Source organism: Moorena sp. SIO3A2, from assembly GCF_010672265.1.
GTDB classification, from domain to species: Bacteria; Cyanobacteriota; Cyanobacteriia; order Cyanobacteriales; family Coleofasciculaceae; genus Moorena; species Moorena producens.
In genome coordinates, this window is the sequence record NZ_JAAHHC010000006.1 from 272,528 (window position 1) to 297,229 (window position 24,702).

The window sequence follows — 24,702 nt, forward strand, 5'->3', positions numbered from 1 at the left end:
ATCTACAAGAATTTAAGGGACGGGTGCGCCCAGCTGAGGGCGTTTCCCCGACTCCCGACTCCCGACTCCCGACTCCCGACTCCCGACTCCGGACTCCCGACTCCCGACTCCCGACCCAAACCTCAAAAACCTACCCCTGTCAGGAGTAATGGGTAAGTCCTAAGACATAGGCAATGTTACAAATTCGTAACTTTAGTGATAAATACTCACGGGATGAGATAATAATGTAAATAAATATTACATTTTGTTAGATAATGATTAGAGTATTTACAGACTTTGACGGTCCGATCATGAATGTGTCGGAGCGTTACTATCGGGTTTACCAGTTTTGTCTCAAAGAAATCCAACGCCCTAACCAGCCAATCCTGCCCATGTCCAAGGCGGAGTTTTGGCAGTGTAAGAGGGGGCGTGTTCCGGAGATAATTATTGGTATTCGTTCAGGTCTCGATCCCAGCCAAGCTGAAGCATTTGCTCAGCTGCGCCGTCAAACTGTACACACTCTGCCCTACTTAGTCCATGATCAACCGGTTCCCGGAGCGATAGATGCCCTGGAAAAATTACAACAAGCAGGTATAGATTTAGCCGTCATGACCATGCGTCGGGTGCGAGAGCTTGATGAAGCGTTCAGTCGCTTAGACCTGGAGCAATTTTTCCCCCCTAACCGACGGTATTGCCTGAGTAACGACTATGTTAAGACCGGTGACACTAAAGATAAACCTTTGCTAATGGCAAAAGCCCTAAAAAAACTCCCAGCTGCCTCTGATGTCTGGATGATTGGCGATACAGAAGCGGATATAGTGGCTGCCAAAACCCACGGTATTAAAGCAATTGGAGTTTTATCTGGAATACGCGATCGCACTCAGCTCAATCTCTACGAACCAGATTTTATCGTCAATAATCTCACTGAAGCGGTAGATTTAGTTCTAGACACAGCACTGCTACAAGCCGTATGATTGTGCGATTTTAGCTGATCCGGCTAGAGCGCGCCCTACACCTGACCCTCGGTCAGGGTGGGATGAAATGAACCGTGAAAGTTCAAGTGATTTTTTATTTCAAAAAATGGCTTGGTTAAATTATCTCAAAATTTAGGAAATTATATCACTAACTCGCCGTGCAGACCAGGGAACTTCGGATCAGTTAACAGAAAGGGTTTGATCAACTTTAATTTTATTAACACAGTTAAGAAAATTGGCTCTCTAGCCTGTGGCTATGATAAATATTTATAAAATAAAAATATTTATAAAATAATCGCGCTAAAGTCTTGGCTTACAGGGCTTGTGGTGATTTAAAAAAGCAATTTTTATGAAAACTGCTTTTCATGGTCATGATGCAGTCGCTCCCCATGAGCGACTGGCTTGGTTTCCACGGGGCAAACCCAGGCAAGGGTAGAGAAGTTTGGGAGATATCACATCAAGGGGAAAAGCACCACTACGAGACAAGTTAGTGCTTTTGGAGGCACGTCCTAATCCCCAATCCCCCATGGCTATTTTCAACGTAAGAAGCAACTAATCACCCAAAGCAAGACAAATGTCACCAATGTAGCCAGTTCTTCTGTTTTCAAGTCTAGGTTGGTGAATTGGCTTTCCAGAGAATTCCCCAGCAAACTTCCCAATCCCACACCTAAAAACAGACCTGCCAGGGTTAGCAACACCGCACGACCAAATTGTTGTTCTTTCCGATTGAGGAAATAGATCGTGAATCCGAAGCCTATAGCCATCACCAACGGCAAAATCGAGTTTCCGGATGAGGTGTCAAGGACAGTAGCACTGCTTAAGATTAAGAACACTGCACTCGGCCAGATTATGTCTTCTCTTGTCGGAGTATCCCACAACCGTTTCAGCCACTCAGGAGAGTTATTAACTGGTGTTTGGGGAAAACTCGGTGGAGCTTGAGAAGCCTTCTCCGGGAAACGAATGCGATCAGGAACTTTAATCTTTCCTTCCTGGCGCATCCTAAGTCGATCCATAATAATGGCATCGTAGGCCGCCTCTACGGTATCTAAAAGCTTTTGGTTACCACGATGCTTTTGGATCAGGCGACCTTTGGCATCCTGAATTTCATCAAAGGACGCTTCTTCCGTAACCCCAAGCTGATCATAGGGATTGTTATCACTCATTCAAGACCTCCGAGACATCCCTTGTTTTCACATACCTTCTTTTCATTAGTATGACAGCAACTTTAAACTAGTTATGTATATGTTAAGGTTAGGCACGAGAAACTCTCAACCTTGCTCTGGGTAACCACTGTTCACAGAGTCGTCTTGGTTGAGGGTGGTGTCAATGCCCCTGGGTGCTAGTGTAGCTTGATCTTCAAACAGCAGTGCCGCAGTGAAGTCAACACAATGCCGGTGCATCTCAGTTTTTTGGCCAAATCACCGGAGAATTCCTGAATAATGTTAGAACCGTTAGTAAATCCATATAGACTCATCAAGGCTATGGGTTTTTTGCTCTTTAGAACAAGAAAAAAAGACTTTTTGCCGTGGTTCGGGAAGTCCTACTGTGGGGGAATTTTGAAAATAACTGATCTGCCTATGCGATTGACCAACTATTGGCATTGCCTAATAATCTGAGGATAATTGTCTACAATGCCCAACAGCACCGTTGGTGTCAAAACACTCTGCGTCTTAAATTTGTGATCCCGTTTTCCGTGGAAAGTTATGACCGCCGCCAAGATTCTTGTCGTAGATGACGATCCGGCAATCCGAAATTTAATTCTACGCTTCTTAAGTCAAAAGAATTTTCAAATGCAGGCTGCTCAAGATGGCAAGACGGCTCTTGCCACATTTGAGCAATTTAATCCAGATTTAGTCATTCTAGATGTGAATTTGCCTGACGCCCTTGGCTACAACCTGTGTCAGCAAATGCAGAGCCGCACTGATGTCTTTGTCCTCTTGCTCACCAGTCGGTCGGATGCTGCTGACAAAAATCAAGGATTTCAACAAGGTGCTGATGACTACATCACCAAGCCCTTTGATTTACAAGAGCTGGAAAATCGAGTTAGAGCAATTTTGAAACGGAAGCGGGCTGTTACTGCTACTGAAGCAGAACGCCTAGTCTTCGACCATTTAGTCATCGACCCAGGGCGCAGGGAGGTAACTATAGACGAAATACTTATCCCTCTAACTGCTCTGGAATTTGATCTACTCCATTTTCTGGCCTGTCATCCGGGTCGGGTCTTGCGCCGTTCTGAGTTAATCCAGGAAGTCTGGGAGTACGATTATGTGGGAGATCAGCGAGTAGTTGATGTCCATATCGGTCAAATTCGCCGTAAAATTGAGGTGAATTCCAGTGACCCTTCCTTGATTCAGACAGTTCGAGGTGTTGGCTACAAGTTTGAGGCACCTTCTACTAAGAAGAATGAGAAAAATGGTAAATCCAGTAGCTAACTCATTGTTGACACTCCACGACTATTCAAACCCCTTGCTCGTGGAGCGTCAATGGTTGCCAAGGCAATCGACTACTGAGTTACCGGACTAGAGTTAAAGAGTCGTCTAGTAGAGCACGGCGGAAATAAAGATAGGATTCAAAAATAGCAAAACGCTTATGTAATAAGCATTCAAGAATTGTTAATACCATAATTTTTAATTCCCCGCAGCAGTACTAGTCATCATCCCTGCTTTGGTCTAGCCTCTTGCTGAAATGGCTCGAAGTCCCTGGGATTAGCTTTTTTGAGAGGGAGTCGTAGCATGATTGTTTGATTCTGCTGTATCAACTTCTGCTGTAGCAACTTCTTTGGTGGTAATTTGATCAGATTCACTTGGGGTAGGGGTGTTCAGCCCTTGCTCTATCTGTTGTGCCTCTAGCTTAAACTGATTTTCAAACTCCTTGGAGGCATCTTGAAAGCCTCTAATCGCTTTACCCAGACTACGACCAATTTCTGGCAACTTCTTAGGGCCAAATACTAATAGGGCAATGACCATAATCAACGCCATTTCCGGTAAACCCATACCAAAAACGTTCATTATATAACCTCCTGGGATTTGTCAAGTGCTGGTTTGCTGTTACTAGTTTGCTGTTATTAGTATTCCACATTTGACCCAAATTGACCGCTGTTCCGTTGAACTAAGCCAGTTGAACTAATCCAATTTAACCAAATTATTTTAACTAAAGGTATTAATCCCAGGGACTTCCTAGCCTATCCATTGCTGTCAACAGCATTAAAAAACCCGGACAAGCCGGGAGGGAGCTGAAATATTTGAAATGTTTGATTAGCAGTTGAGCCTGGCAGTATACTACTGCCCTAGGCTTGTCCAATCAACATTGAAACCTTGAATGAGGATTGATTTGTTGTAAATCTGCAAAATAATCAGCAAAAAGACGAAAAATAGCCCCATAAAGACTCCCATTACAGGAGTAGTGCCCCAACCTGGGGCAACTTTACCATATTCCGAGTTAAGGGGTTTGAGAATATCTCCTAGCCGAGTTCTTTGTGCCATGGGTAAATTGAGTTTATGGTAAATTTAGATTTATGTTAATAGATATTGTGACTACTCCCACATCAAATTAAAGATTATGATGTGGGCGCGCTCTTACTCACGAATGAGAATTGCTGCTCCTCGGCGGAAGCCGACGCGGGGCGCGTTCGATATCCTGTACCGATTTACCACAGCCATTGAGCGGCAGTCCAACCGCCATTAATCCACGATTCAATAGGTGCATTTTCCAATGGCCGGGGAACCCGGCCTTGGGTCGCACCTCAATATTGATACCACTGTTTCAGTCCAAAATCAAGAGACCCCGTCAGGCAATTCCCCGGAGACGAAACCTTAGATAGGGTCGCCTTATTACAAAAGACTTAACCCTTTTATGCAAGACGGTTCGCGGAGCGGCTATGGGCGAGCATCACCTATAAAGGCGACCCTATCTTACGGTAACTTCTAACCCGCTAACCCTTACTGGCACTGCCAGACGCTGCTTAACACGGGTATAACGGGAGACCCCAAGCCTTGTGTAGGTTGGAAATTTTGTGAGCTACCGACCTTAGTCGATGGATACCATGTATCAGCTTACACTAAGGAGGCACTAAACCAAAGACATTTATGCTCAACAAGCCGCTTGAATTCAATGAATCCAGACTCGGCAATAGTTTGAGAGAGTTTGCGCCAGCTGCACATCCTTAAGACATGTTTAACTTGCAGGACTATCAAAGCGTGGTTTTTGCCTAAGTACCTGGTGAGGTAAGGGTCGTGGAAATTACAAATTTATATTTGCCGGATGTGGGGCTACATACCCAGTGATGACGCGCCACGTCACCTTTTCCCAAGACAATTAACACATTATTAACACAGTACCTTATATTTGTCAAGCCTGCCGTTCACCACAAGTAATCTTTTTGAGGGACTAGGATTTTTTTATCAACAAACATCAACAAAAGTACACGAAAATCTAAAATATTGTCGAACACTGTCTAACACTGTATAGTATTTATCAGTTTGGCCATGTCTGTTAACAGTGTTAAGATTATGTGCTATTCTTAAAAAAAAGCAATAAAACTAAAATTTGTTAAGACAACATCAAAAAAAGCTACCATTGACTCTGATTCTACTCCTAACAATAGATCCCCTTTAGCTCGCGTTTGGCCTGATCGTTAAAGCACAGGTAGGGGTAGCTGCTCCCATGCTCTCCCTCAAGTAGTCAGCTAAATGTGGAGGTTTGTCGAGGTTTTAGAGAGCAGAGTCTCAAAAAGAAAACAAACTAATATTTTATTTCAGCCATGGAACCCGCAATAGTCCTTAGCATTGTTATCCTTGTTTTTGTGATCGGTATCACTGGTATATCCATTTACACCGCTTTTGGACCCCCTTCAGCGGAATTAGTAGATCAGTTTGAAGAACATGAAGACTAAGAAAATGGTGTTCCATTCAAACCGGGAAAGTCACAAGCGATTAGGGTAGCACAACTCAACTATCAGTTAACCGCTACCCTTAGGCAAAACATAGCCTTGGGCAACAGACCAAGCATTCCCTTAAGCATAGAAGGTAGATTAAAACTTGATCGTCAAACTGTTGTCGTGTCCATTGAGTTCGGAGCCTTGAGGAGCCGGAATTTGCACGGTAAATGTAGTCCATCTCTGAGAGCTTTCTACCTGAATGATGCCGTCGAGCTGCTTGACTAGCTCCTTTACCAAAGCTAGACCTAATCCTGTACCACCTCTCTTCCAAGGATCAGCATTAGGAATGCGATAGAACTTATCGAAGATGTGGGGTAATTCCGTATCAGCAATCTCAGCTTGATTGCTGATTTTAAATATTACCTTGGGTACGGTATATGATCCGACCAAATCCTGATTGTTTTGGTAAAAAAACTCAAGAATAATCTGCCTGTTGGCTGGAGTATATTTACAAGCATTGTTGAACAGTTCTGTCACAATTCGCCCGAAGCTGGTCTTGTCAATCAAAACCGATGGCAAATTATCTGACAGAGTCAACTTCAGGATTTGCTGTTGTGCCTGGATACGGGAGCAAAAGGAATCAATGATTTGGTGTAACCATATTTTCAAGTCTACTACTGTTCTCGAAACCTGATAAGAGGCGGTTTCTAAACGCTGCAAGTCGAGTAAATCGTTGATTAGTTCAATTTCTCTGTAACACTCAGATTCTAAAATCTCTGTATAGCGCTGTCGTCGTTGACTCTCCGGAGCAATTTTGAGCATCTGTATTGCCATTTTCATATTGGATAGAGGTGTGCGCAGTTCATGAGAAACGGTACTTAAGAAATCATCTTTGAGCATGTTTAGTCTCTGTAGTTCCTGGATTCTCTCTCGTAGTTGTTGGGTGCGCTCAAGTACTTGCCGTTCTAAGTCGGTGTTGAGGTTAGCCAGACGCTGATAAAGCTGGCCTTGCTGAATTGCGATCGCAAGTTGCTCAGCCATCGACTGCACCAAAGTCACTGCGCCATCAGACCATTGGTAATCACTATCAATCTTGATCAGGCACAGTTTTCCCCAAAGGCGGTTTTGAAACCTTAGTGGTACAAGTAACCCATGGCAACTATCCTCAAGGTTTAAGTTGCAGCTATTGTTAATACGCACCACTTCGAGATTTTTGATCTTGCGATTAATCTCATTGTCCGCATCGGGAGTTTCAGCCCCCAAAGGGCTACTCAAGTTAGGGTGTTTACTACATTGAGATACCGTTAACCAAACCTGCCGCTGTGGCAGATATTCTTGAATTTCTACTAGGTCAACGTCCAACAGCTGACTAATTCCTTGAGTGGCTGTGCTAAAAATCTGCTCTAAATCAAGAGAGCTACGAATCTTTTGAGTAAACTGATTGAGCGTTGCTTCCCGTTGGGCTTTGAGTTGGTTTTCCTGATAAATTTGAGCCTGCTGAATCGCAATTCCTACATGGTCTGCTACTGATTTCCACAAATTTCTTTCCCAAAACTGCCACTGTCGTGGTCTACTACACTGATGGGCAACCAGTAGTCCCCACAGAGGTGAGTCTTTAGGTTGGTTTTGGTCTAGTTGAGGGTCACAAATGATCGGAACTACCAAGTTAGCAACGACTTGAAACTGAGCTAGGCAATTAACTTCATAGGAGGACAAGCCCCCAGAATCAGAATAGATATCTTCAATCGCTTGGATTGGAGCATACCGGTACTGATTAGCATGGGTTTCCCAGAAGTGGGGATTATACATTTCCCTACCTGTAATCGGCTGCCAGGGTGATTCTACAGACTCTACTGTGAATCTACCTCTCCAATCCGACTCGAAGCGATAAACTGCTACCCGATCTGCTTGTAACAATCGACGAACTTGATTAACTGTGGTATTTAGAATTGTCTCCACATCTAAAGACTTACGAATGCGGGCTGCAAAGTTTTCCCGAAGGGAATCACCCATTGCCTGCCTCAGCTTATCTTGAGCCACCTGGTTAGACAGTGCGTTCGCGTAGCGTGGCCTATGGCCAATCGCGTAGCGTGACCTACGGTCAATCTCTGCCTGTTTGCCCTCTTTAGCATCAACGACAGTTGCTACAAAACCAATCTGTTTCCCTACCTGATCTTCCAGGACACTAATCCTAAAATCCCTAGCCAATTGGCTACCGTCTTGGCGTTGAATGAGCAACTCACCCTGCCAAAACTCTAACTGGGACAATTGAGCAAAAATTTCTTTGATGGCAGCATGACTTCTAGGGGGAAACATGATCTCGGATAGCTGCGACCCAATAACATCTTGGGCTTGCCATTGATATAGCTTACAGGCATAACTATTCCAATGGATAATTGTTCCATCCATATCTATGGCAATAACCCCAATAGGTAAGTTATCTAATAAACAAGCCTGAAAGTGAATTTGCTCTTGTGCCTTTTGGTATTTGGTTTCCTGAGCTAATAAAATTTCTTGAAGCTGCTCACAAGCTGCTTCATCGACTGTAAGCTCACGTAGAATCTGGAACTGCTCTAATCTCATCATTGATGTCTCAAAATCGAACGATCAGCTCTCAATTCAACAGTTACCATCAGCAAATGTAGCTGTAGTGACTGGGGTGGTTGTATTTCTCACATCAGCCTGTTTTCTATTCTTACCTGTACTCAGATGCAGAAAGTTGAATTGATTTGCCATAGCTAGTTGACTAAAAAATTTCCATATATACAGCCATAGCATTCCCAAAACTATGACTCAGAGCGACAATTGTGTAGAAACATTGATCTAGCAAGCAGGTCAGAACGATTACTTTACCAGACAGCTGAGTAGATTCTTAACGGATCACAACCGTTGCTCATACTCCCCTGAGGTTAATTGTCAACCAAACCCCCAACAAACTACGATGTCCTCTAATTTAGAACAACTTTCGGCTCAGCTGGAAAGCCCTAACATGCGCGATCGCTTGATGGCTCTGGCATCACTACGGGATGTTCAAGCCAGTGATGCCGTGCCCCTAATTAAAAAGGTACTTGATGATCCCAATTTACCAGTTCGCTCTATGGCTATATTCGCCCTGGGAGTCAAGCCTACGGAAGAATGCTACCCAATTTTGGTCAAATTCATGGCAACTGACCCAGATTACGGAATTCGTGCTGCTGCTGCTGGGGCTTTGGGATATCTAGGTGACCCCAAAGCCTTTGAACCTCTAGTTAGGGCGTTCTACGAAGATACTCAATGGTTGGTACGTTTTAGTGCTGCTGTTTCCCTAGGTAATCTCCAAGATCCCCGTGCTCGTGATGTGCTGACCAAGGCGTTAGATAGTCAGGAAGTACTAGTCCAACAAGCTGCTATTGCTGCTTTGGGGGAAATCAAAGCTACAGAAGCTATAGACGATATTCTACGCTTTGCCCAGTCAGAGGATTGGATAGTGCGTCAACGTTTAGCAGAAGCCCTCGGTCAACTGGGTCAGGACAAAAGTATCTCGGCATTAAAGTATTTGGCAAAAGACAGCCATCCTCAAGTGTCTGAAGCTGCTCAAATGGCTATATTGCGTTTGTCTGAAGCCTCAAGCTAGTGTAGCATCCTGGTAATTGGGCTAATCATAGCGCGATAGAATCAACAGTGCACCACTTGATTCCAATTACCAACATCACTGATCTACCACGATCTACCACAAATTTTTACAATCTTAGCCAATGGATATTAAAGAGTTTTTTGAGCAGAGTGCTGGCAGATGGTTTTCTCAACGTACTAGTAATCATATTACCTCTCAACCCATGAAAAATGGTAAGTCCAACATCACTATGGAAATGCTATCTGGTGATGCCCCAGAGGTGATAACACTCTGTAAACAATACCAAATAGAGCCTGGTATGGCTATATTTGGTTTAAAAGTGATTTGGGACGGTACAGTAGTAGGAGAGCAGAAAAAGCAAACTGGTTCCACTGTTGTTGTAGCTGTTCCCAACCCAGAAAATCCTGACATTGGCAAACTATTGCGAACTAATGGTGATGTTGAAGAAACTTCCTTTCTTGATGCAATAGCGAGTGGGGGAAACCCCCTTTGGCCGACTGCATCGCTAAAATGTCGTTACAGTATCAGCCAGGATGATGTTTTAACAATGATTACAGAGGGGAAAACTCTATATGCTGAAGAACGTTTTTGGTTTGCTAGCCCTAACTTTCGCTTACGAACTAACGTTCTCCAGCAGGGGGGGCAATTAACCATGGCTTCTTTGGCCACAGAAATTCGTCTTGGTGTTACCTGAAAGGTAAGCATTCAGTCAGCTATCAGCTATCAGCTATCAGCTATCAGCTATCAGCTATCAGCGAACAGCGATTAGCGCTACGCGCACGCTGTCTTGATGCAATAGCGAGTGGGGGAAACCCCCTTTGGCCGACTGCATCGCTACTTGAGGTGCTTTTGAATAAAACAGGTAAGCATTGGTTTAATCTGAGTTACCTCCCAGGGTCGAAGCCTGTGCCACAAGGCACCTCAAGTAGCGTGAGCCAAAAGCTCACGGCTGACCGCTGACCACTGACCACTGACCGCTGACCGCTGAATGCTTATAGTCTCAATTATTAGTATTTATGTTATTGACTACAAAAGGCTTATCGATAGGTTTTGGTTCTTTACTGTAAGCACTTTCCAGGACTTTGTTCCTGACTAAATTTGCCTCATATTCAGAAAAATAGCCAATCAGGGTACCTCGCCACACTTTCCTGAGCATATATCTCTCTGATGGCACCTGTATATAACCGGCTGGGGCATAGTTATCTTTTATAAATGAATCAGACTTAATCACCTGAGAATTTTTAATATAATCATGTTTTGATTTAAATAGCTTACAATTGTAATTGTAAGCCCATTTGTTAGATATAACGACTCGTTTAAGATTTATTTTATTCAATAAATAACTTGTTGGTACAAAAACAGCAAATTTGCCATCAGGAATCTTAGCACAGGCTCGGGCAGAGTAGTTTTCAAAAATTATTTGGGCAAATAATGTCAGCTGTATTCCAAAAATTAGTCCGGCTATTAAACCAGAAAATAGGGGAAAATAAAAACTTTTTTCATGCATCCAATTTACCTCTATTTACTGTGACTAAAGGACTTTATAATGGAATTAATTATATAAATTAATCGCTAGATATATACCTAATATATTAAATATTAATGAAGATTACTTGATAGTTTGATGAAAGTTTATAAAAAATAATTTAATCACAATGGGGTATGCCATAGGGGGATCAGGGAGGATTTGGTATGATTAGCTCCGAACGCGCCCCGCGTGACCAAAGGTCAATCGCGTAGCGTGGCCTACGGCCAATCATCCCACGGGGATTAATCGTGGGATGGTTAACTTTGATCCAAGTTAACAGTGGCCTGAGAAAGACTCTGTGCCTCTGACCTATTTTCAACCTCCTGATCTTCCGCTGAATCACTGACCTGCTTATCGACTACGGTAGCTGTGACTGTACCAGAGTCTTGGTGCTGGACAACTGCCTTCAGCTTTTGGTAGACATCTGAAGAGTCTGGTGGTGGATGAAATTGGTGAATTGGCTTCTTGTTAAGCTCATAACTTGACCAATCTACATTGTAGCTAGGACTAGCACGGGCTTTGGTCAGAGGCTTTGGGAAGCTTTCTCTGGGCTTGACTGATTTTTCAGGTATTTTGGATGATATGCTCTTGGCTGGGGGGGAAGTGTCCTGTTGGCCTGTTGGTGGTGCTTGGAGTGTCTTTGACTCAAGCATCCCTTGCTCTGGTGTAGTTTCATCGGAACTAGTACCTAGAGAGGTTTCAGCAACATTGTCTACCCACTGTAAACTTAGTTCTAAGCTCTCGGTTGTGGATCTACTATCAACCGGAGCGGTTAAATTTTGGGGAAATTTACGACAAACCATCCGCTCAAACTCATGATTAAAGCGATATATAGGCTGTCCTCGTCGTAACCAGACTGCCAAAATTTGCTCTACAGATATCGCTTTGTAACGCCCTTGATAAAGTGCCTCAATCACCGCTAGACGCACCCAATTGGCAGGATAGTTCTCAAGCCATAGATTGACTAATTCTTCTACAGTGTAACCCCTGAGCTCAAACCCATAGTGACTGAGCAAGGCAAGGGCATAGGCAATGGCTAAATCTGAGTCATTGGTCATGGGTAAAAGGGCTCAAGGTGGGAAGGTGGTACGATTCCAGGTGGAAAGGTCGCACATGTGGCAAATTATTGACGCACAGCGGCTTCTGGCAACGTCGCTTGGTAATATAACCTATATCCTGCAACCAGCAACCTGCAACCTGTAACCTGCAACCTGCAACCTGTAACCTACAACCTGCAACCTGTAACCAGCAACCAGCAACCAGCAACCAGCAACCTGTAACCTAGAACCTGCAACTAGTTTTGGTAGTGAGTTGGTTGGTCAGTGAAATCAGGACTTAGGACTTATGACAACACTATACGGTGAGTTGAACTCAGTGACACGTCCTGTCTTCACCAAGGCCTGATCGATAAATGCGAACGCGCCCCGCGTGGCCTACGGCCAATCGCATCAGCTCGCTTTGGCTTCTCCCTTGGGATGGAACAGGGTTGGGTTGGGGTGGTTAACGACAATTTTGGCGATGGTAGCGTACGCAACTGCTTCGGTAGCATAAGCAGGAATATCCTTCCAATCTTCATAAATTTTAGAAATGTCAGAAGACTCTTTCACTGACTTCCCTAGAGTTTTGGCTAAAGACAGCCCATTGACTAGAGAGGCAATCAAATCAACACGGCGCAAGGTCTGCTGAGGATGGAAGGTTTGGTCTGGGTATCGAGAGAGAAAACCACCACGATAGGATTGGTTGATAGCTGGTAATGCCCAGAAATTCAGGGGGACATCAATAAATTGGGTAACTGGACGGATTGGATTGGGGTCAAACACTTTCACCAGTAGGGCAGCTTAATCAGCCCAAGTTAGAGGGGCATCTGGTTGAAAGCTGCCATCGGCAAAGCCACTAATCAGGTTTAGACTACCGAGGCGGCGAATAAAATCTTCTGCCCAGTGTCCAGGTATATCGCTAAAGGAGGTAATGTCAGGGTTAGGGTTAACAATATAAGGAGATGCGAACGCGCCCCGCGTGGCCTACGGCCAATCGCATCTGCAGAGCCTGTGGCTACCAATGCTTGGTAAATCAATGCTGCCACCTCAGCACGGTTAATCGGCCTCATGGGATTGAGCTGATTGGGTTGGGGATAATTCACTACCATTCGTCTTTGAGTTGCTGTGGCTACCGCTTGGGTAGCATAACTGGGAATTTGAGTGCGATCGCGATAAAACCCGAGTTCGCTAGACTCACCACCTGTTAACCCCAAACCCTTCACTAGGGATACCAGACCTTGCACTCTGGTCAGATTTTGCTGGGGGCGAAATGTTCGATCGGGGAATCCGGAAATAAAACCCATAACTGCTGCTTTCCGAATTGCCTGTGATGCCCAAAATTTCGCGCTCGAATCCACAAACTCCCCTCTGCCTTTACCCACCTGCCGTGGGCTTTCAAATGTTTTGGCAATAATTGCTGCATACTGTGCTAAGCGTGAGGTTGGCTTCTGGCTTGAATGTGCCATCTCCAAAGCCACTAACTAGTCCTCTAATCACTAATTCTCCAATAAACTGGCTTGCCCAATGACCTGCCAAATCACTGAATTGAAATGGACCAGTCTGTCGGACTGGAACTTGAGATGAACGTAACTCTACCGCACCCTCAATTCTAGATGGATTGAGCTGATTGCCCACCGAAACTAAGCTGACAGAGGTGCTATTTTGGAGATCAGCCTTACCATTATTGCGCAGGATATTACCCGCTGGGTCTTGAGAATTGCCTAAATCTGGTCTAGCCCTACCATTAACCACTAAACCACCATGAGTATTGTTCTCAATCAGATTACGACGCAATACTGGTTGCACCTGACGCATCAAAACGATTCCAGCTCGGTTACCTAGTATTTTATTATCTGCTATTAACGGTGCAGCCGAGTCGCTGATGGCAATCCCATAACCAGTCTTTTGACAAACATTGCCTCGCACTTCCCCTTTGGCATTACGCACCAGAAAGATGCCACTGGAAGCGTTAGCGATCAATACATTATCCAGAATCATGGGTTTGGCTGTGCCAGTAACAAATATCCCTTCACGACCACAGCGAGTAAAGGTATTATTGGCAATAATCGGTGAGGTAGATTCAATCCAGAGCGCTGTCCCCAATTTGCCCGGATTAGTAACCGTTACTCCTCTTAATTGGGCCTTGGAATCCAAACGGATGGTAATATTTTGACGATTAAACGTGGGGCTGACATAGTTCCCACTGCCGGAAATCACAATATCCTTACCTTTGGTCGGTTCATTGCCGAGAACCATTACCATCTTAGGAATAACTAGAGGAAAAACTTCGACCCTAGCAGCATTATAGGTACCAGCGGCTAAGTGAATGGTAGTTCCAGCAGTGGCAATAGAAAGTGCCTTAGTCAAGGTTTTAAACGGAACAGTATCACCAGTATCGCTATCCTTACCAGTGACTGGGTTAACGTGAATAATAGATTTAACCATATTAGTCAGTAAATGGCAATTAACAATTCACACGTAATACTTAACACCTAATATTTAACAGGTAATAATTTAAACTTAATAGTTTATTAACAATACTTAATAGTTAATATTCAACACCTAACATTTAACAGATAATACTTAATACCTAATACTTAACACGTAATACTTAAAAATATGATAGAAGTAGAGCATCTAAGCAAAATCTATGGCACCACCCCAGGGATAGAGAATGTTACTTTCAGGGTTGAACCAGGAGAAATCCTAGGGTTCCTTGGACCGAATGGTGCAGGGAAAACCACTACCATGCGAATTTTGGCAGGTTATTTACCAGCAACCCATGGTACTGCCCGAATTGCTAATTATGATGTTCATGAAAATTCTATGGCAGTACGACGCCGAATTGGTTATTTACCGGAATTTCCGCCACTGTATCCGGACATGACCGTTGAAGGATTTTTGCACTTTGTTGCCCGTATTAAAGGTGTTGCTGCAGGCGATCGCACTACTAAGGTCAAAACTGCCATGGAGCGCTGTAACATAACGAGCAAGGCCAAGCTACTGATCCGCAAGCTTTCTAAGGGCTTCCGTCAACGGGTGGGTATCGCTCAGGCGATTGTACATGACCCACCGGCCATCATTTTAGATGAACCTACAGTCGGTCTTGATCCTCGGCAAATTATTGATGTCCGTAACTTAATTAAGAGCCTTGCTGGTGACCATACTATTATCCTCTCAACCCACATTCTACCAGAAGTGAGTATGACCTGTAGCCGGGTAGCTATCATCAATGAAGGCAAAATTGTAGCAACAGATAGTCCAGAAAAGTTACTGGCGGAGTTAACCGGGGGATCAGGTTATGAATTAGAAATAGATGGTGATGCACAGGAGTTACAGAAATTATTACAAGTTATACCAGGAGTTTGCCTGGTGGAACTGGTTAATGATCACAATTTACCTGGCGGACGATCTTTATTCCACATCGTATCAGCACCGGGAGCAGAACCCGCACGGGATATTGCAGCTGTGACTGTGGGAGCTGGTGTAGGGATATACGAAATGCGACGGACTCGCGCTACTCTGGAAGATGTCTTTTTGAAACTGACTACCACCGAAAAACCACTGCCTCAACCAGATCCTGATTTACAGGAGTCTGATGAAGGATGAAGGATTAATAATGAAGAATTAATAATGAAGGATTAATAATGAAGGATGAAAGTTATTTTTTCCCCCTTTAAAGAAGTAACATTAAACTAAATAATAGTAATCGTTTAACTAACTAACCTTCAACTTTAAACCTTCAACTTAATTAACTAACCTTCACCATTGAAGCTTCACCATTGAACCTTAAACCTTAAACCTTAAACCTTAAACCTTCAACCTTAAAATTACTCTATACAATAAAAAAATGATTATAATTAGCAATATATTAGCCATTTTTCGTAAAGAATTACAGGGCTATTTTGCTTCACCATTCGCTTATGTGATCGCCGGTGTATTTTGGTGGCTGTCTGGCTCCTTTTTTGTGGAAATTCTTTTGGATCAAGAGGGGATTATTAACCAAGTGGCAACGGCAGAACAATTGGGTTTACCGATACCGCCAGTGGATGTTGCCTATGTATTTTTGCGTCAATTCTTGGAAGTGATGGGTTCACTGTCGTTATTTGTGTTACCAATTCTGTCGATGGGACTCTATGCTGAGGAACGCAAGCGCAGGACTTTGGAACTTTTGGCAACTTCTCCACTAACGAATTGGGCTGTAGCCGTGGGTAAACTCTTGGGAGTGGTGACATTTTATAGCTTTATGGTGCTACCCTTACTTGCCTATGAAGCGATCGCATTTAGTGCTACAGACCCCCCCGTTCAACCTATCCTACCCTTACTAGCCCACGTTGGATTAATTTTACTGGCAGCATCGGTGCTTTCTCTGGGGATGTTCATTTCTTCCCTAACTGATAGCTCAATTTTGTCAGCAATCCTCACCTTTGCTTTGGTTTTGGGACTTTGGGTGATTGATTTGATTGCTAAAAATGTTAGTGGACCGCTTGGAGAAGCCTTAGGTCATTTATCGTTGTTGGAAAATTATAAAAATCTGATTCAGGGTGTTTTGGATACTAGTAGTATAATTCTGTTTTTGAGTTACATCTTTATCGGTATTTTTCTAACTGCTCAGTCTATTGATGCATTGAGATTTCAGCGTTCTTAGTATGTAAGTATTCAGCGGTCAGCGGTCAGCGGTCAGCAGTCAGCGGTCAGCAGACTTAACTCAGATTAAACGAATGCTTACCTGTTGTCTTGATGCAATAGCGAGTGGGGGAAACCACGGCAATAGCGAGTGGGGGGGACCCCCAAGACCGCGCTGCCTCCCCAAGACCGTAATGGTGCGTTTGACCCGTAATTAAATTCGCCACGGGTCGCACCTCTGCATCGCTTATTCAAAAGCACCTCAAGTAGCGTGGCCATTCCCGTAGCGTGGCCAAAGGCTGATAGCTGAATGCTTTCCTCAAAACCTACCAATTTCTTACAGCAATTTCTGACATCGAACTAAGACTAGTCATTGTCAGTTAAACAACACCAGACAAAACTGAGACAAAAACTGAGACATTTTGCTCTTGTCTTCCTAGTAGTCTGACATTATAGAAAGTTCAGGGATAGGCAACTATTGACCTAACACCCCTGACTGGTTATATCCTGTCCGGTGCTGGGTGATAGTGTTCTTTAGCCCAAATCTGGACAGTTTTATATTTTAAAGACAGACAGATTAGATACAGACATATACAGAAATTCTGTGTACAAGAAAACTGCTGTTTTCTGTCTGACTATCCCCAAAGGAGTAGATTATGAGCTTTCACACTGGAGAGATTGCTGTTCAAACTCGGTCTGGGGTAAGGGAAGAAGCTGAGAAACTCAGCTCAATGATTACTCCCGTTATCAAACCGGCTGCTCAGATGCTCCTGACAACCCAACAATTAGCGATCGCTAGTAGTGTGGATACCAATGGCTTGGTTTGGGCATCACTGCTGACTGGTCAACCTGGTTTTGTCCAAGTTTTAGATCATCAAACTGTTGAGATTAACTGTATCCCGATCGATGGGGATCCGTTGTACGAAAACTTGGTGAAAAATGGAGTACTGGGACTTCTGGTGATTGACCTGACTAGCCGTAAACGATTGCGGATGAATGGCTTGGCTAGAGTAGAAGGCCAAGGGCAGATTATGATGCAGACCACTGAGGTATTTTTCAACTGTCCCAAATACATCCAGCTGCGTCATCTAGAGACTGATACCCCTGAGTCAACGCAGCCAAATGAAATTCGCAGCTTTGAGGCTTTGACCACAACCGAGCAAGACTGGATTACCCAATCTGATACCTTTTTCATTGCCAGTTTCAATCCAGAAACTGGGGCAGATGCCTCTCATCGGGGTGGATATCCGGGATTTATCCAGGTGATCAGTGATCATCAGCTAGTGTTTCCCAATTATGCTGGCAATAATATGTTTCAAACCCTAGGTAACCTGACAGTGAATCCCCATGCTGGTCTGCTGTTCATCGATTTTGAGCGAGGCAATACCTTACAACTAACAGGAACAGCCGAGGTGATTTGGGATCAGTCACGATTCACTACCGTTCCAGGAGCGCAACGGTTAGTGGAGTTTCATATTGACCAGGTCTTAGAGACAACTAATGCTAGCCCTATACGCTGGCGCTTTGGAGAGTATTCTGCCGCTAATCCTGCGGTTAAGAAGGAGAGTTTACCAGATGCCCTGGTTGTTTAACACAGGCAACAGGGAACAGGGAACAGGCAACAGGCAACAGGCAACAGGCAACAGGGAATGAAAAAGCTGATCACATAGCGCTGCATCACTTTTATGATCATGTTTTCGTCAATTCTTCATCCGAATTTCCGAGAGCCGAAGTTCTCTGTTCCCGACAACTGCCGCGAAGTCTAGTCTGTCAGAGCATCAATCAAAGCATCAAGTTTAGCCAGTATTCTTAAGGCTTCTTCTGGGTTGCCAGTTGCACTCATTGGTTTAAATCTGGTATGGGCATCAAATTCTGCTCCCCTCTCCCCAGACTATTCCCCCTGTTCCCTATTCCCTGTTCCCTATTCCCTGGGCACAGCGCTATAGTTTTTAGCTAACCTGCCACTACTTAACTCTTATTCCTTGTGTTTTGAGAGTGATTAGTTTAATTCCTGGATTATAAGTATAAACACGACGAAAACTAAGTGTAATCACTGAGGCATTCGGATCTAGGGGTTGTTTTAAGGTGATATAACCTTTAGTTGGTGTCCTAGAAGCCATGACTGTTCCATCCCAACTAGAGCCTGAATAACCTCTATAATTATTTCCTAAGTTATCAACGGCGATAAAATCTGAAAATCGGCTATCTTTATTATTGTAATTATAAGCTTTAAAATAAATTTTTAATTGGCCATTTTTCCACTTTTCTATCTTATCAACGACGAAGCGAGCGCCATTAACTTGTGGGGATGACCAATAATTTCTAAAAACTTGAGGGATTTGGCTTTGCCATTCAGCAATTAATCGTTGTGCTTCTTGATAAGATGGCGTAGGGTTATGAATCCGTTTGGCGATGGATATTGCTTGACTATACTGTCGCTGATTAGCATAGTGATTTGCCTTGATAATCAGGTTTTCTCCTTGTATTTCTAATTCAGCAGCTAGTCTTTCTAATTCAGCAGCTTTTAGTTTGGTTTCAGCAGTGTTAATAATTTGGATTGCTTGCTCCTGGAAACGTTCAGCCTTAACCTGTGCTGCCATTGCTTTGGCTTGTTGCCATTTACGTTTCTTTAGGTCTTGTTGAGCTTGTTGAATTAAATTTTGCTCACTTTGCCATTGCTTCCATTGAGTAATTAACTGTTGTGCTTCTTGGTAACTATTACTCTCAGAAGGTATTTTTTTAGCTTCAGTAATTGCTTTATAGATAAGTCTGGGGTTCTCTACTAGTTTAGTGGATTGATTTAGTTGTGCGACAGAACAGTCATTTAAGAGGCATATCGATTTTTCATTGATGCTCAAAAAATCCGGAACTTCTTGAGCTAAGTTAATACATTTTTCATAGTCTCCATTGCTCCAATGCTGTTGAATTTTACTTACTACTAGTTGCTCAATTTGGTTTAATCCGTAGGTAAGACCTAACCCTAAACTAATTACAGTAACTATAGCAGAACTTAGTCGTTTATTCAGGTTCTTTACTTTCAGTTTATTGCTAAACTCGGCTATTACTTTTCTTTGAATTGACTGTGGTGATGGAACCGATTTAAAAATACGTTCTAGATTGGCAAGACGCTTTTTAGGGTCAGGTTCTACCATCTTGTCTAGGTAGTTAAGAAATTCTTTGCTAAAACCTGAAGCTAAATGCTTGAATTTTAGACGATGATTGCTTAAATCAATTAAATTACTAATTTTCGCTGTTTTAATTCCTGTTACTAAACAAATCAGTGTCACTCCTAAACTATAAATATCTGATGCTTTATTGAGGGGTTGATTATATAATTGTTCTGGTGGCATAAATCCAGCTGTGCCAGCCATCGTAGTACTTACAGCAATTGAACTATAGGCAAGTTTTGCTAAACCAAAATCAATTAAGTAAACCCGCATTCTGTAATCTAACAAAACATTTTCTGGTTTAATGTCTCGGTGAATTATCGGATTATAAAAATGTTGGAGATAATCCAAAATTTCGAGCATTTGAACGGCAATTTGCTGAATTTGCTCTGGTGTAAAGCTTGGGTATGCAGACAAAGGTTGAGCGTTTTTGTACTCCTGTACCAAACAAACACCACCCTCAGGAGCAAAGGAGTCAAGATAGCGAGGAATCCTAGGATGGTGTAACTGTTTTAGTACCTTAATCTCACTTTCAATGGATTGGTAACCATGCCAGCTACTGTTATATTGAGCAAATTGAAATAGCTTGATTACAACTTTTTGCTTAGTTTTAAGATGGATGGCTTGATAAGTTACTCGACCACTGTGATAGTTCTGACCTAATCGTTTTTTGACTTGGTAGCCATAGTTAGAAAAATCCGGAAATTCGCTCATCGAATGTAGGTTTGTGCATCACTTACAAAATGTATACGCTTTATAGTACTCCAACTTCAACAAAATAATAACGGATTGAGTTTTAAGTAATTGAAACCCCAAGTCTATTTAGAGTTTGCGCTGATAGTGACCTGAAAGCTAGAGCTGGTAAGTATTGTGGAGCACTTGTGGCCCCCCAGTAAGTTTATACAAACTTTATATTTAAGCAAAGCCTTTATACAAAGTTTACAAAAAAACTATGAAGGATAATCTTTTTATGGATAAAAATATTGTCAACTTATTCACCAATTTATAAACCGAACTAATAGTGTGGCTGGATGTGTGGAATCACTACTGAATGCTGAGTACTGAGTGCTGAGTGCTGATACCTGATAGCTAAATAATTATCTGATAGCTAAATAATTAGGACTTATGAAAATTAGTTATTTTAATTTTCCACTCTATAGCTGTCCTATGATTACCCGCTGAAGTTCCATGGGATGCTAACCATTGAGCCGCTACGCGATGCTAACCATTGAGCTGCTAAGCGATCGCATAATTACCATCTTAAGTTCGATGCGATCGCATAATTCCCCTCTCAAGTTCGATGCGATCGCATAATTCCCCTCTCAAGTTCGATGCGATCGCATAATTCCCCTCTCAAGTTCGATGTGATCGCATAATTCCCCTGTGAAACCCGCTAACGCCTAACCCCTAAGCCTAACCCCTAAGCCTAATGCCTAATACCTAGCGGGTTAAGCTGAATGCTTACAATCAGTAAGTAATGATAGTTGCAGCTCCCGTGAGGTTTGAGATGAAGACAAGCAAAACCAAGAAGTATCTCCTTTACCTTTTCTGGCTCGGGCCACTACTGACCATGGCGGGAATCACTGTCAGGATTATTACTGAAAAATGGTCCCCAGACGCATTAGGGTTACTGATTGCTGGTATTGTCATTAGTCTTGTGGGGCTAGTATTTTTAGCCCAGTTGGCCCCGAAATTTTGGCAAAGCCGTTCTACCCAAGTCGGAACCAATGCTATTATTTCTACCGTAGCTATGTTAGTGATTTTAGGGCTGATTAACTTTTTAGGGGTGCGCTATACCCAACGCATCGATTTCACAGAAAATCAGTTATATACTCTGTCACCCCAGTCCCAGCAAGTGGTGCAAAATTTACGACAGCCCCTTAAGGTTTGGATCTTTAATCCACAACCCAATCCAGATGACCGAGAGTTGTTAGAGAACTTTCGTCGGTATGGGTCAAACTTTGAATTTCAGTTTGTTGACCCTCAGCTAAAACCAGCACTAGCTCAGAAATTTGGTGTTCAGTCTATCGGAGAAGTTTATCTACAATATAAAGACAAGCAACAATTATTGCAAGCTGTTAATGATACCCAACCTCTGTCAGAAGCTAGTCTTACTAGTGGTATCGAAACTCTGACTCGGGAAATTTCGGTTAGGGTTTACTTCCTCCAAGGTCACGGAGAAAAATCCTTAGCAGAAGTAGAAGGGGGATTATCTGAGGCTGTACGTGTTCTAGAGGATAAAAATTTTACGGTTCAACCCCTTAACTTAGCTGAACGCTCAGAGGTTCCAGCCGATGCCTCAATCGTGGTTAGTGCAGGTCCGATGCGAGCATTTTTAGAAAAAGAAGTCAAAGGGTTACGTAACTATCTATCCAAGGGTGGTAGCTTACTATTGATGCTCGACCCTGATACTAATCCTGAATTGGATAGCTTTCTCAAAGACTGGGGAATTAAGCTAGACAGTAGGTTAGTGATTGACCCGTCTGCTCCAGAACGTTCCTTAGTGCTTGGTGCAGCAACTCCAATGGTGACCAGCTACGGGAATCATCCCATTACCACGGAATTTGGCGACGGATTTTCCTTTTATCCCTGGGCGCGATCGCTCTTAATTACCCCAGTAGATGGTATCCAGGAGACTCCTTTGCTGATTACCAATGACAGAACTTGGGCTGAGAGCAATCCTAAACAGCAGCCACTGGAATTGAATCCAGAAAGCGATCGCCCTGGTCCGTTAATCCTAGGTGTAGCATTAAGCCGCAAAGCCGAAGGGATTGATCAAGGGACTCCTAAAGAGGATGGTAACAAAAAGACTTCTTCATCTCGTCTAGTAGTCTATGGTAACTCTAATTTTGCCAGCAATGGTTGGTTTGATCAGCAATTAAATGGTGATGTTTTTCTCAACACGATTAGCTGGTTAAGCAAGCAAGATGATCAAGTGCTATCTATCCGCCCTAAAGAACAAAACAATCGACGGATTAACCTAACAGCAATCCAGGCTGAGTTACTGGGTTGGACTGCCCTGTTACTTATGCCCTTAGTCGGGTTTACTACAGCTGGGTTAGTATGGTGGCAACGCCGTTAGCATTGATAACTGATATAGCATTATAGCAATTCTACGACTTGTGAGGTACAAATTATTGGGTTTTAGGGAGTAGGGAGTAGGGAGTAGGGAGTAGGGAACTTCGGAACAATAATTATCACAATTTATACAATTTATACACGGAACCCTATAAACTTATGACAATTCTACAAGCTAGTCACCTATCTCTAGAAGATGTGCATCATACCTTTGGCTTTCAACGGCAATACAATAGTTCATTAACTTCCCGGTTATCCCTAGACACTATCACTGAATTTGAGCAACGGGAGTTGGAACAAATTCGGACTGATTTTGATAATTATTTTATCGCGGGTAAAGTATCTGAAGGACTGGTAAAAGCCCTAACTGTTTTTCCATTACTGCGATTAGCTGGCTTCTATCGCTCTCCAATAAAGATTTCCTTGGAAGAAGGAATTGCTGATATTGATATTCAAGACCAGGATACCAAAATTACTGGCAGACTAGATATTCTAGCAATTAACAAAGCTCAACAGACAGTAGATCAAGTATCGTTTTGGGTCTTAGTTATCGAAACTAAAAACAGTAGTGTTGATGTATCCGTTGGGTTACCTCAATTACTGACCTATGCCTATAAGAGTTTAGACCATCAAGACTCAGTTTGGGGACTATCGACTAACGGATACATTTATCAGTTTATTTATATCCAAGCTGGCAATCCTCCGATTTATCAGTTGATGCCAGTATTAAACCTGATGGAATCGGAGTCATCGATTAAATTACTACAAGTTATTAAAGCTATAGCGCTCCTATAGCATTTCCATTTGATTTGTGAACATACTCCCTAGCGACTATGTTCGCTCTCCAAATCGAGTCAATAATTCTAGTCGAGACAATTGTAAGAGTAGGGGGGTAAATTCTTCTGGAGAGAGTACCATCAATGGCTCAATAATTCCCAGCATTTCCTGGTCTAGTTCACCAAAACGGCTACGCAATAAGTAAGTGACCATACTACGGCGTTCGTTTTGCCTACCTTGGACTAGTCCTTCTTGTCTACCAAGCTCGGTAACCACTTCAAGTCGTTGTTGATAAATCCCAGATAATTGCATTACTAATTCCCGGTCATCTTCTTCGAGGTCTTGCTCCTGCTTGATACGAGCCTCTAAGATTGTCAGCATGTCATATAATAATCCTAGGATGTTGGCTTTGTGCTGAGTGTCAGTGGGTAAGGATTTCAATTCCTCAATCGCTTGCTGTTGCACTCTACCTCTACCGAGAATTCTCAACCATAAGGTTTCTGGGGTCACCGGCAGTTGGTCAATCGCCACAATTGCCGTATACAAGGATTTCCCCAGAAAGTAGATCCCCTTGGGATAATTGACCAGATCTGGTTGAAAATTGAAGCTTTCTAAAAACTCTTCCGAAGCCGTTGGGGAGAGAATCCATAAACGAGGCAGTTCTGTCACCCTAACTTGGGCATTAGCCCGCTTAGCCTGACGGAAAACTTGATCATGAACCTGGGCCAGTTTACCGATACAACTGAGCACCTCAAATTGAGTAACTGGGTTACGGAACGGTTCAAACATTGCAGGGGTTGTGGCCAGTTTTCCGAGTAATCCCAGGCTTTGTCCATTGGTGGCTAGTGCCTGGGATGGCAAAAAGTAAACATCAATTTCTTGAACTTCCCCAGGCACTTCCCAGTTCGTTTCTACCTTCCCCAGGGGGTCGAGGAGTTTTTTAAGACATTGGATGGGCTTTTGGTCATGGACGTTTCTGGTCATGGAACACCCTCAGGACTATTGATTTAATTAGTATTTAATTACGAGTTAAGTAATAAGCGGATG

26 protein-coding genes and 1 pseudogene are annotated in these 24,702 nt (G+C 43.1%); 11 read left to right on the forward strand and 16 right to left on the reverse strand.

Translation table 11 applies throughout. From position 1 onward, the window contains the following. Positions 1 to 23: 23 nt before the first annotated feature. Together F6K64_RS08960 and F6K64_RS08965 are read left to right on the forward strand one after the other, a co-directional pair. Positions 24 to 149 (forward strand): hypothetical protein, encoded by a 126-nt coding sequence (locus F6K64_RS08960; protein WP_267871975.1) that lies wholly within the window; start codon positions 24 to 26, stop codon positions 147 to 149. A 105-nt stretch (positions 150 to 254) separates the two neighbouring features. Next, positions 255 to 953 (forward strand): HAD family hydrolase, encoded by a 699-nt coding sequence (locus tag F6K64_RS08965; protein ID WP_008178865.1) that lies wholly within the window; start codon positions 255 to 257, stop codon positions 951 to 953. A 369-nt stretch (positions 954 to 1,322) separates the two neighbouring features. On the opposite strand, the gene F6K64_RS08970 is transcribed toward F6K64_RS08965, so the two are convergent. From F6K64_RS08970 to F6K64_RS08980, 3 genes are all read right to left on the reverse strand, one after another. Next, positions 1,323 to 1,481 (reverse strand): hypothetical protein, encoded by a 159-nt coding sequence (locus F6K64_RS08970; RefSeq protein ID WP_008178867.1) that lies wholly within the window; start codon positions 1,479 to 1,481, stop codon positions 1,323 to 1,325. Positions 1,482 to 1,489: 8 nt separating this feature from the next. Continuing rightward, positions 1,490 to 2,116 (reverse strand): CPP1-like family protein, encoded by a 627-nt coding sequence (locus F6K64_RS08975; protein WP_008178869.1) that lies wholly within the window; start codon positions 2,114 to 2,116, stop codon positions 1,490 to 1,492. Between the two features lie 105 nt (positions 2,117 to 2,221). Further along, entirely contained in the window at positions 2,222 to 2,353 is a 132-nt protein-coding gene (locus tag F6K64_RS08980; protein ID WP_271969968.1) for a hypothetical protein, read from the reverse strand. 303 nt (positions 2,354 to 2,656) lie between these two features. On the opposite strand from F6K64_RS08980, the gene F6K64_RS08985 reads away from it, so the two are divergent. Then, positions 2,657 to 3,385: a response regulator gene (locus F6K64_RS08985; protein ID WP_008178873.1), complete on the forward strand. Its 729-nt coding sequence runs from the start codon at positions 2,657 to 2,659 to the stop codon at positions 3,383 to 3,385. Positions 3,386 to 3,658: 273 nt separating this feature from the next. Here F6K64_RS08985 and F6K64_RS08990 read toward each other — a convergent pair whose 3' ends face one another. Together F6K64_RS08990 and psbH are read right to left on the reverse strand one after the other, a co-directional pair. Beyond that, on the reverse strand, positions 3,659 to 3,961 hold the full coding sequence (locus F6K64_RS08990; RefSeq protein WP_044492070.1) for a TatA/E family twin arginine-targeting protein translocase: 303 nt from the start codon (positions 3,959 to 3,961) through the stop codon (positions 3,659 to 3,661). A gap of 270 nt (positions 3,962 to 4,231) precedes the next feature. Further along, positions 4,232 to 4,435 (reverse strand): photosystem II reaction center phosphoprotein PsbH, encoded by a 204-nt coding sequence (gene psbH, locus F6K64_RS08995; protein WP_008178875.1) that lies wholly within the window; start codon positions 4,433 to 4,435, stop codon positions 4,232 to 4,234. A 1,277-nt stretch (positions 4,436 to 5,712) separates the two neighbouring features. Here psbH and psbN point away from each other — a divergent pair. Next, complete coding sequence (psbN, locus tag F6K64_RS09000; RefSeq protein ID WP_008180512.1) at positions 5,713 to 5,844, forward strand: photosystem II reaction center protein PsbN; 132 nt, start codon at positions 5,713 to 5,715, stop codon at positions 5,842 to 5,844. A gap of 138 nt (positions 5,845 to 5,982) precedes the next feature. On the opposite strand, the gene F6K64_RS09005 is transcribed toward psbN, so the two are convergent. Then, positions 5,983 to 8,415: a sensor histidine kinase gene (locus F6K64_RS09005; protein ID WP_081431866.1), complete on the reverse strand. Its 2,433-nt coding sequence runs from the start codon at positions 8,413 to 8,415 to the stop codon at positions 5,983 to 5,985. Positions 8,416 to 8,770: 355 nt separating this feature from the next. Here F6K64_RS09005 and F6K64_RS09010 point away from each other — a divergent pair, with 355 nt between their 5' ends. Together F6K64_RS09010 and F6K64_RS09015 are read left to right on the forward strand one after the other, a co-directional pair. Further along, the gene (locus F6K64_RS09010; protein ID WP_008180506.1) at positions 8,771 to 9,442 is read left to right on the forward strand and encodes a HEAT repeat domain-containing protein; all 672 of its coding nucleotides are present in this window, start codon (positions 8,771 to 8,773) and stop codon (positions 9,440 to 9,442) included. A 121-nt stretch (positions 9,443 to 9,563) separates the two neighbouring features. Beyond that, positions 9,564 to 10,136: a phycobiliprotein lyase gene (locus tag F6K64_RS09015; protein WP_008180504.1), complete on the forward strand. Its 573-nt coding sequence runs from the start codon at positions 9,564 to 9,566 to the stop codon at positions 10,134 to 10,136. A gap of 306 nt (positions 10,137 to 10,442) precedes the next feature. Here F6K64_RS09015 and F6K64_RS09020 read toward each other — a convergent pair whose 3' ends face one another. From F6K64_RS09020 to F6K64_RS09050, 6 genes are all read right to left on the reverse strand, one after another. Continuing rightward, positions 10,443 to 10,949 carry a hypothetical protein gene (locus tag F6K64_RS09020; protein WP_008180502.1) on the reverse strand — a complete coding sequence of 169 codons (507 nt, stop codon included), beginning with the start codon at positions 10,947 to 10,949 and terminating at the stop codon, positions 10,443 to 10,445. 278 nt (positions 10,950 to 11,227) lie between these two features. Next, the gene (locus F6K64_RS09025; RefSeq protein ID WP_008180500.1) at positions 11,228 to 12,028 is read right to left on the reverse strand and encodes a hypothetical protein; all 801 of its coding nucleotides are present in this window, start codon (positions 12,026 to 12,028) and stop codon (positions 11,228 to 11,230) included. A gap of 390 nt (positions 12,029 to 12,418) precedes the next feature. Beyond that, on the reverse strand, positions 12,419 to 12,796 hold the full coding sequence (locus F6K64_RS09035) for an S-layer homology domain-containing protein (RefSeq protein WP_008180496.1): 378 nt from the start codon (positions 12,794 to 12,796) through the stop codon (positions 12,419 to 12,421). A gap of 12 nt (positions 12,797 to 12,808) precedes the next feature. Beyond that, positions 12,809 to 12,922, reverse strand: a complete 114-nt coding sequence (locus tag F6K64_RS09040) for an S-layer homology domain-containing protein (RefSeq protein WP_353736736.1) — start codon at positions 12,920 to 12,922, stop codon at positions 12,809 to 12,811. Further along, entirely contained in the window at positions 12,874 to 13,473 is a 600-nt protein-coding gene (locus tag F6K64_RS09045) for an S-layer homology domain-containing protein (protein ID WP_229414341.1), read from the reverse strand. The genes F6K64_RS09040 and F6K64_RS09045 overlap by 49 nt, the downstream gene beginning before the upstream one ends. Next, positions 13,403 to 14,452 carry a DUF1565 domain-containing protein gene (locus F6K64_RS09050; RefSeq protein ID WP_008180492.1) on the reverse strand — a complete coding sequence of 350 codons (1,050 nt, stop codon included), beginning with the start codon at positions 14,450 to 14,452 and terminating at the stop codon, positions 13,403 to 13,405. The genes F6K64_RS09045 and F6K64_RS09050 overlap by 71 nt, the downstream gene beginning before the upstream one ends. Before the next feature lie 174 nt (positions 14,453 to 14,626). Here F6K64_RS09050 and F6K64_RS09055 point away from each other — a divergent pair, with 174 nt between their 5' ends. Then, positions 14,627 to 15,616 carry an ABC transporter ATP-binding protein gene (locus F6K64_RS09055; protein ID WP_287249803.1) on the forward strand — a complete coding sequence of 330 codons (990 nt, stop codon included), beginning with the start codon at positions 14,627 to 14,629 and terminating at the stop codon, positions 15,614 to 15,616. A gap of 241 nt (positions 15,617 to 15,857) precedes the next feature. Then, positions 15,858 to 16,655, forward strand: a complete 798-nt coding sequence (locus tag F6K64_RS09060; RefSeq protein ID WP_008180488.1) for an ABC transporter permease — start codon at positions 15,858 to 15,860, stop codon at positions 16,653 to 16,655. A 55-nt stretch (positions 16,656 to 16,710) separates the two neighbouring features. Here F6K64_RS09060 and F6K64_RS09065 read toward each other — a convergent pair whose 3' ends face one another. Next, a complete protein-coding gene (locus F6K64_RS09065; RefSeq protein ID WP_154659694.1) occupies positions 16,711 to 16,860 on the reverse strand; it encodes a hypothetical protein in 150 nt (49 codons plus the stop codon). Between the two features lie 429 nt (positions 16,861 to 17,289). Here F6K64_RS09065 and F6K64_RS09070 point away from each other — a divergent pair, with 429 nt between their 5' ends. Beyond that, positions 17,290 to 18,225 carry a pyridoxamine 5'-phosphate oxidase family protein gene (locus F6K64_RS09070; protein ID WP_008180486.1) on the forward strand — a complete coding sequence of 312 codons (936 nt, stop codon included), beginning with the start codon at positions 17,290 to 17,292 and terminating at the stop codon, positions 18,223 to 18,225. 170 nt (positions 18,226 to 18,395) lie between these two features. On the opposite strand, the pseudogene F6K64_RS38800 reads toward F6K64_RS09070, so the two are convergent. Further along, a pseudogene (locus F6K64_RS38800) lies at positions 18,396 to 18,509 on the reverse strand (toxin-antitoxin system HicB family antitoxin); the annotation flags it as partial. A gap of 88 nt (positions 18,510 to 18,597) precedes the next feature. Continuing rightward, positions 18,598 to 20,514 carry a serine/threonine-protein kinase gene (locus F6K64_RS09075; RefSeq protein WP_287249799.1) on the reverse strand — a complete coding sequence of 639 codons (1,917 nt, stop codon included), beginning with the start codon at positions 20,512 to 20,514 and terminating at the stop codon, positions 18,598 to 18,600. 793 nt (positions 20,515 to 21,307) lie between these two features. Here F6K64_RS09075 and F6K64_RS09080 point away from each other — a divergent pair. Next, entirely contained in the window at positions 21,308 to 22,882 is a 1,575-nt protein-coding gene (locus F6K64_RS09080; RefSeq protein WP_287265315.1) for a GldG family protein, read from the forward strand. Positions 22,883 to 23,037: 155 nt separating this feature from the next. Then, positions 23,038 to 23,673, forward strand: a complete 636-nt coding sequence (locus tag F6K64_RS09085; RefSeq protein ID WP_287249795.1) for a restriction endonuclease subunit R — start codon at positions 23,038 to 23,040, stop codon at positions 23,671 to 23,673. A gap of 36 nt (positions 23,674 to 23,709) precedes the next feature. Here F6K64_RS09085 and F6K64_RS09090 read toward each other — a convergent pair whose 3' ends face one another. Further along, entirely contained in the window at positions 23,710 to 24,639 is a 930-nt protein-coding gene (locus F6K64_RS09090; RefSeq protein WP_287265316.1) for an RpnC/YadD family protein, read from the reverse strand. Positions 24,640 to 24,702 lie beyond the last annotated feature (63 nt).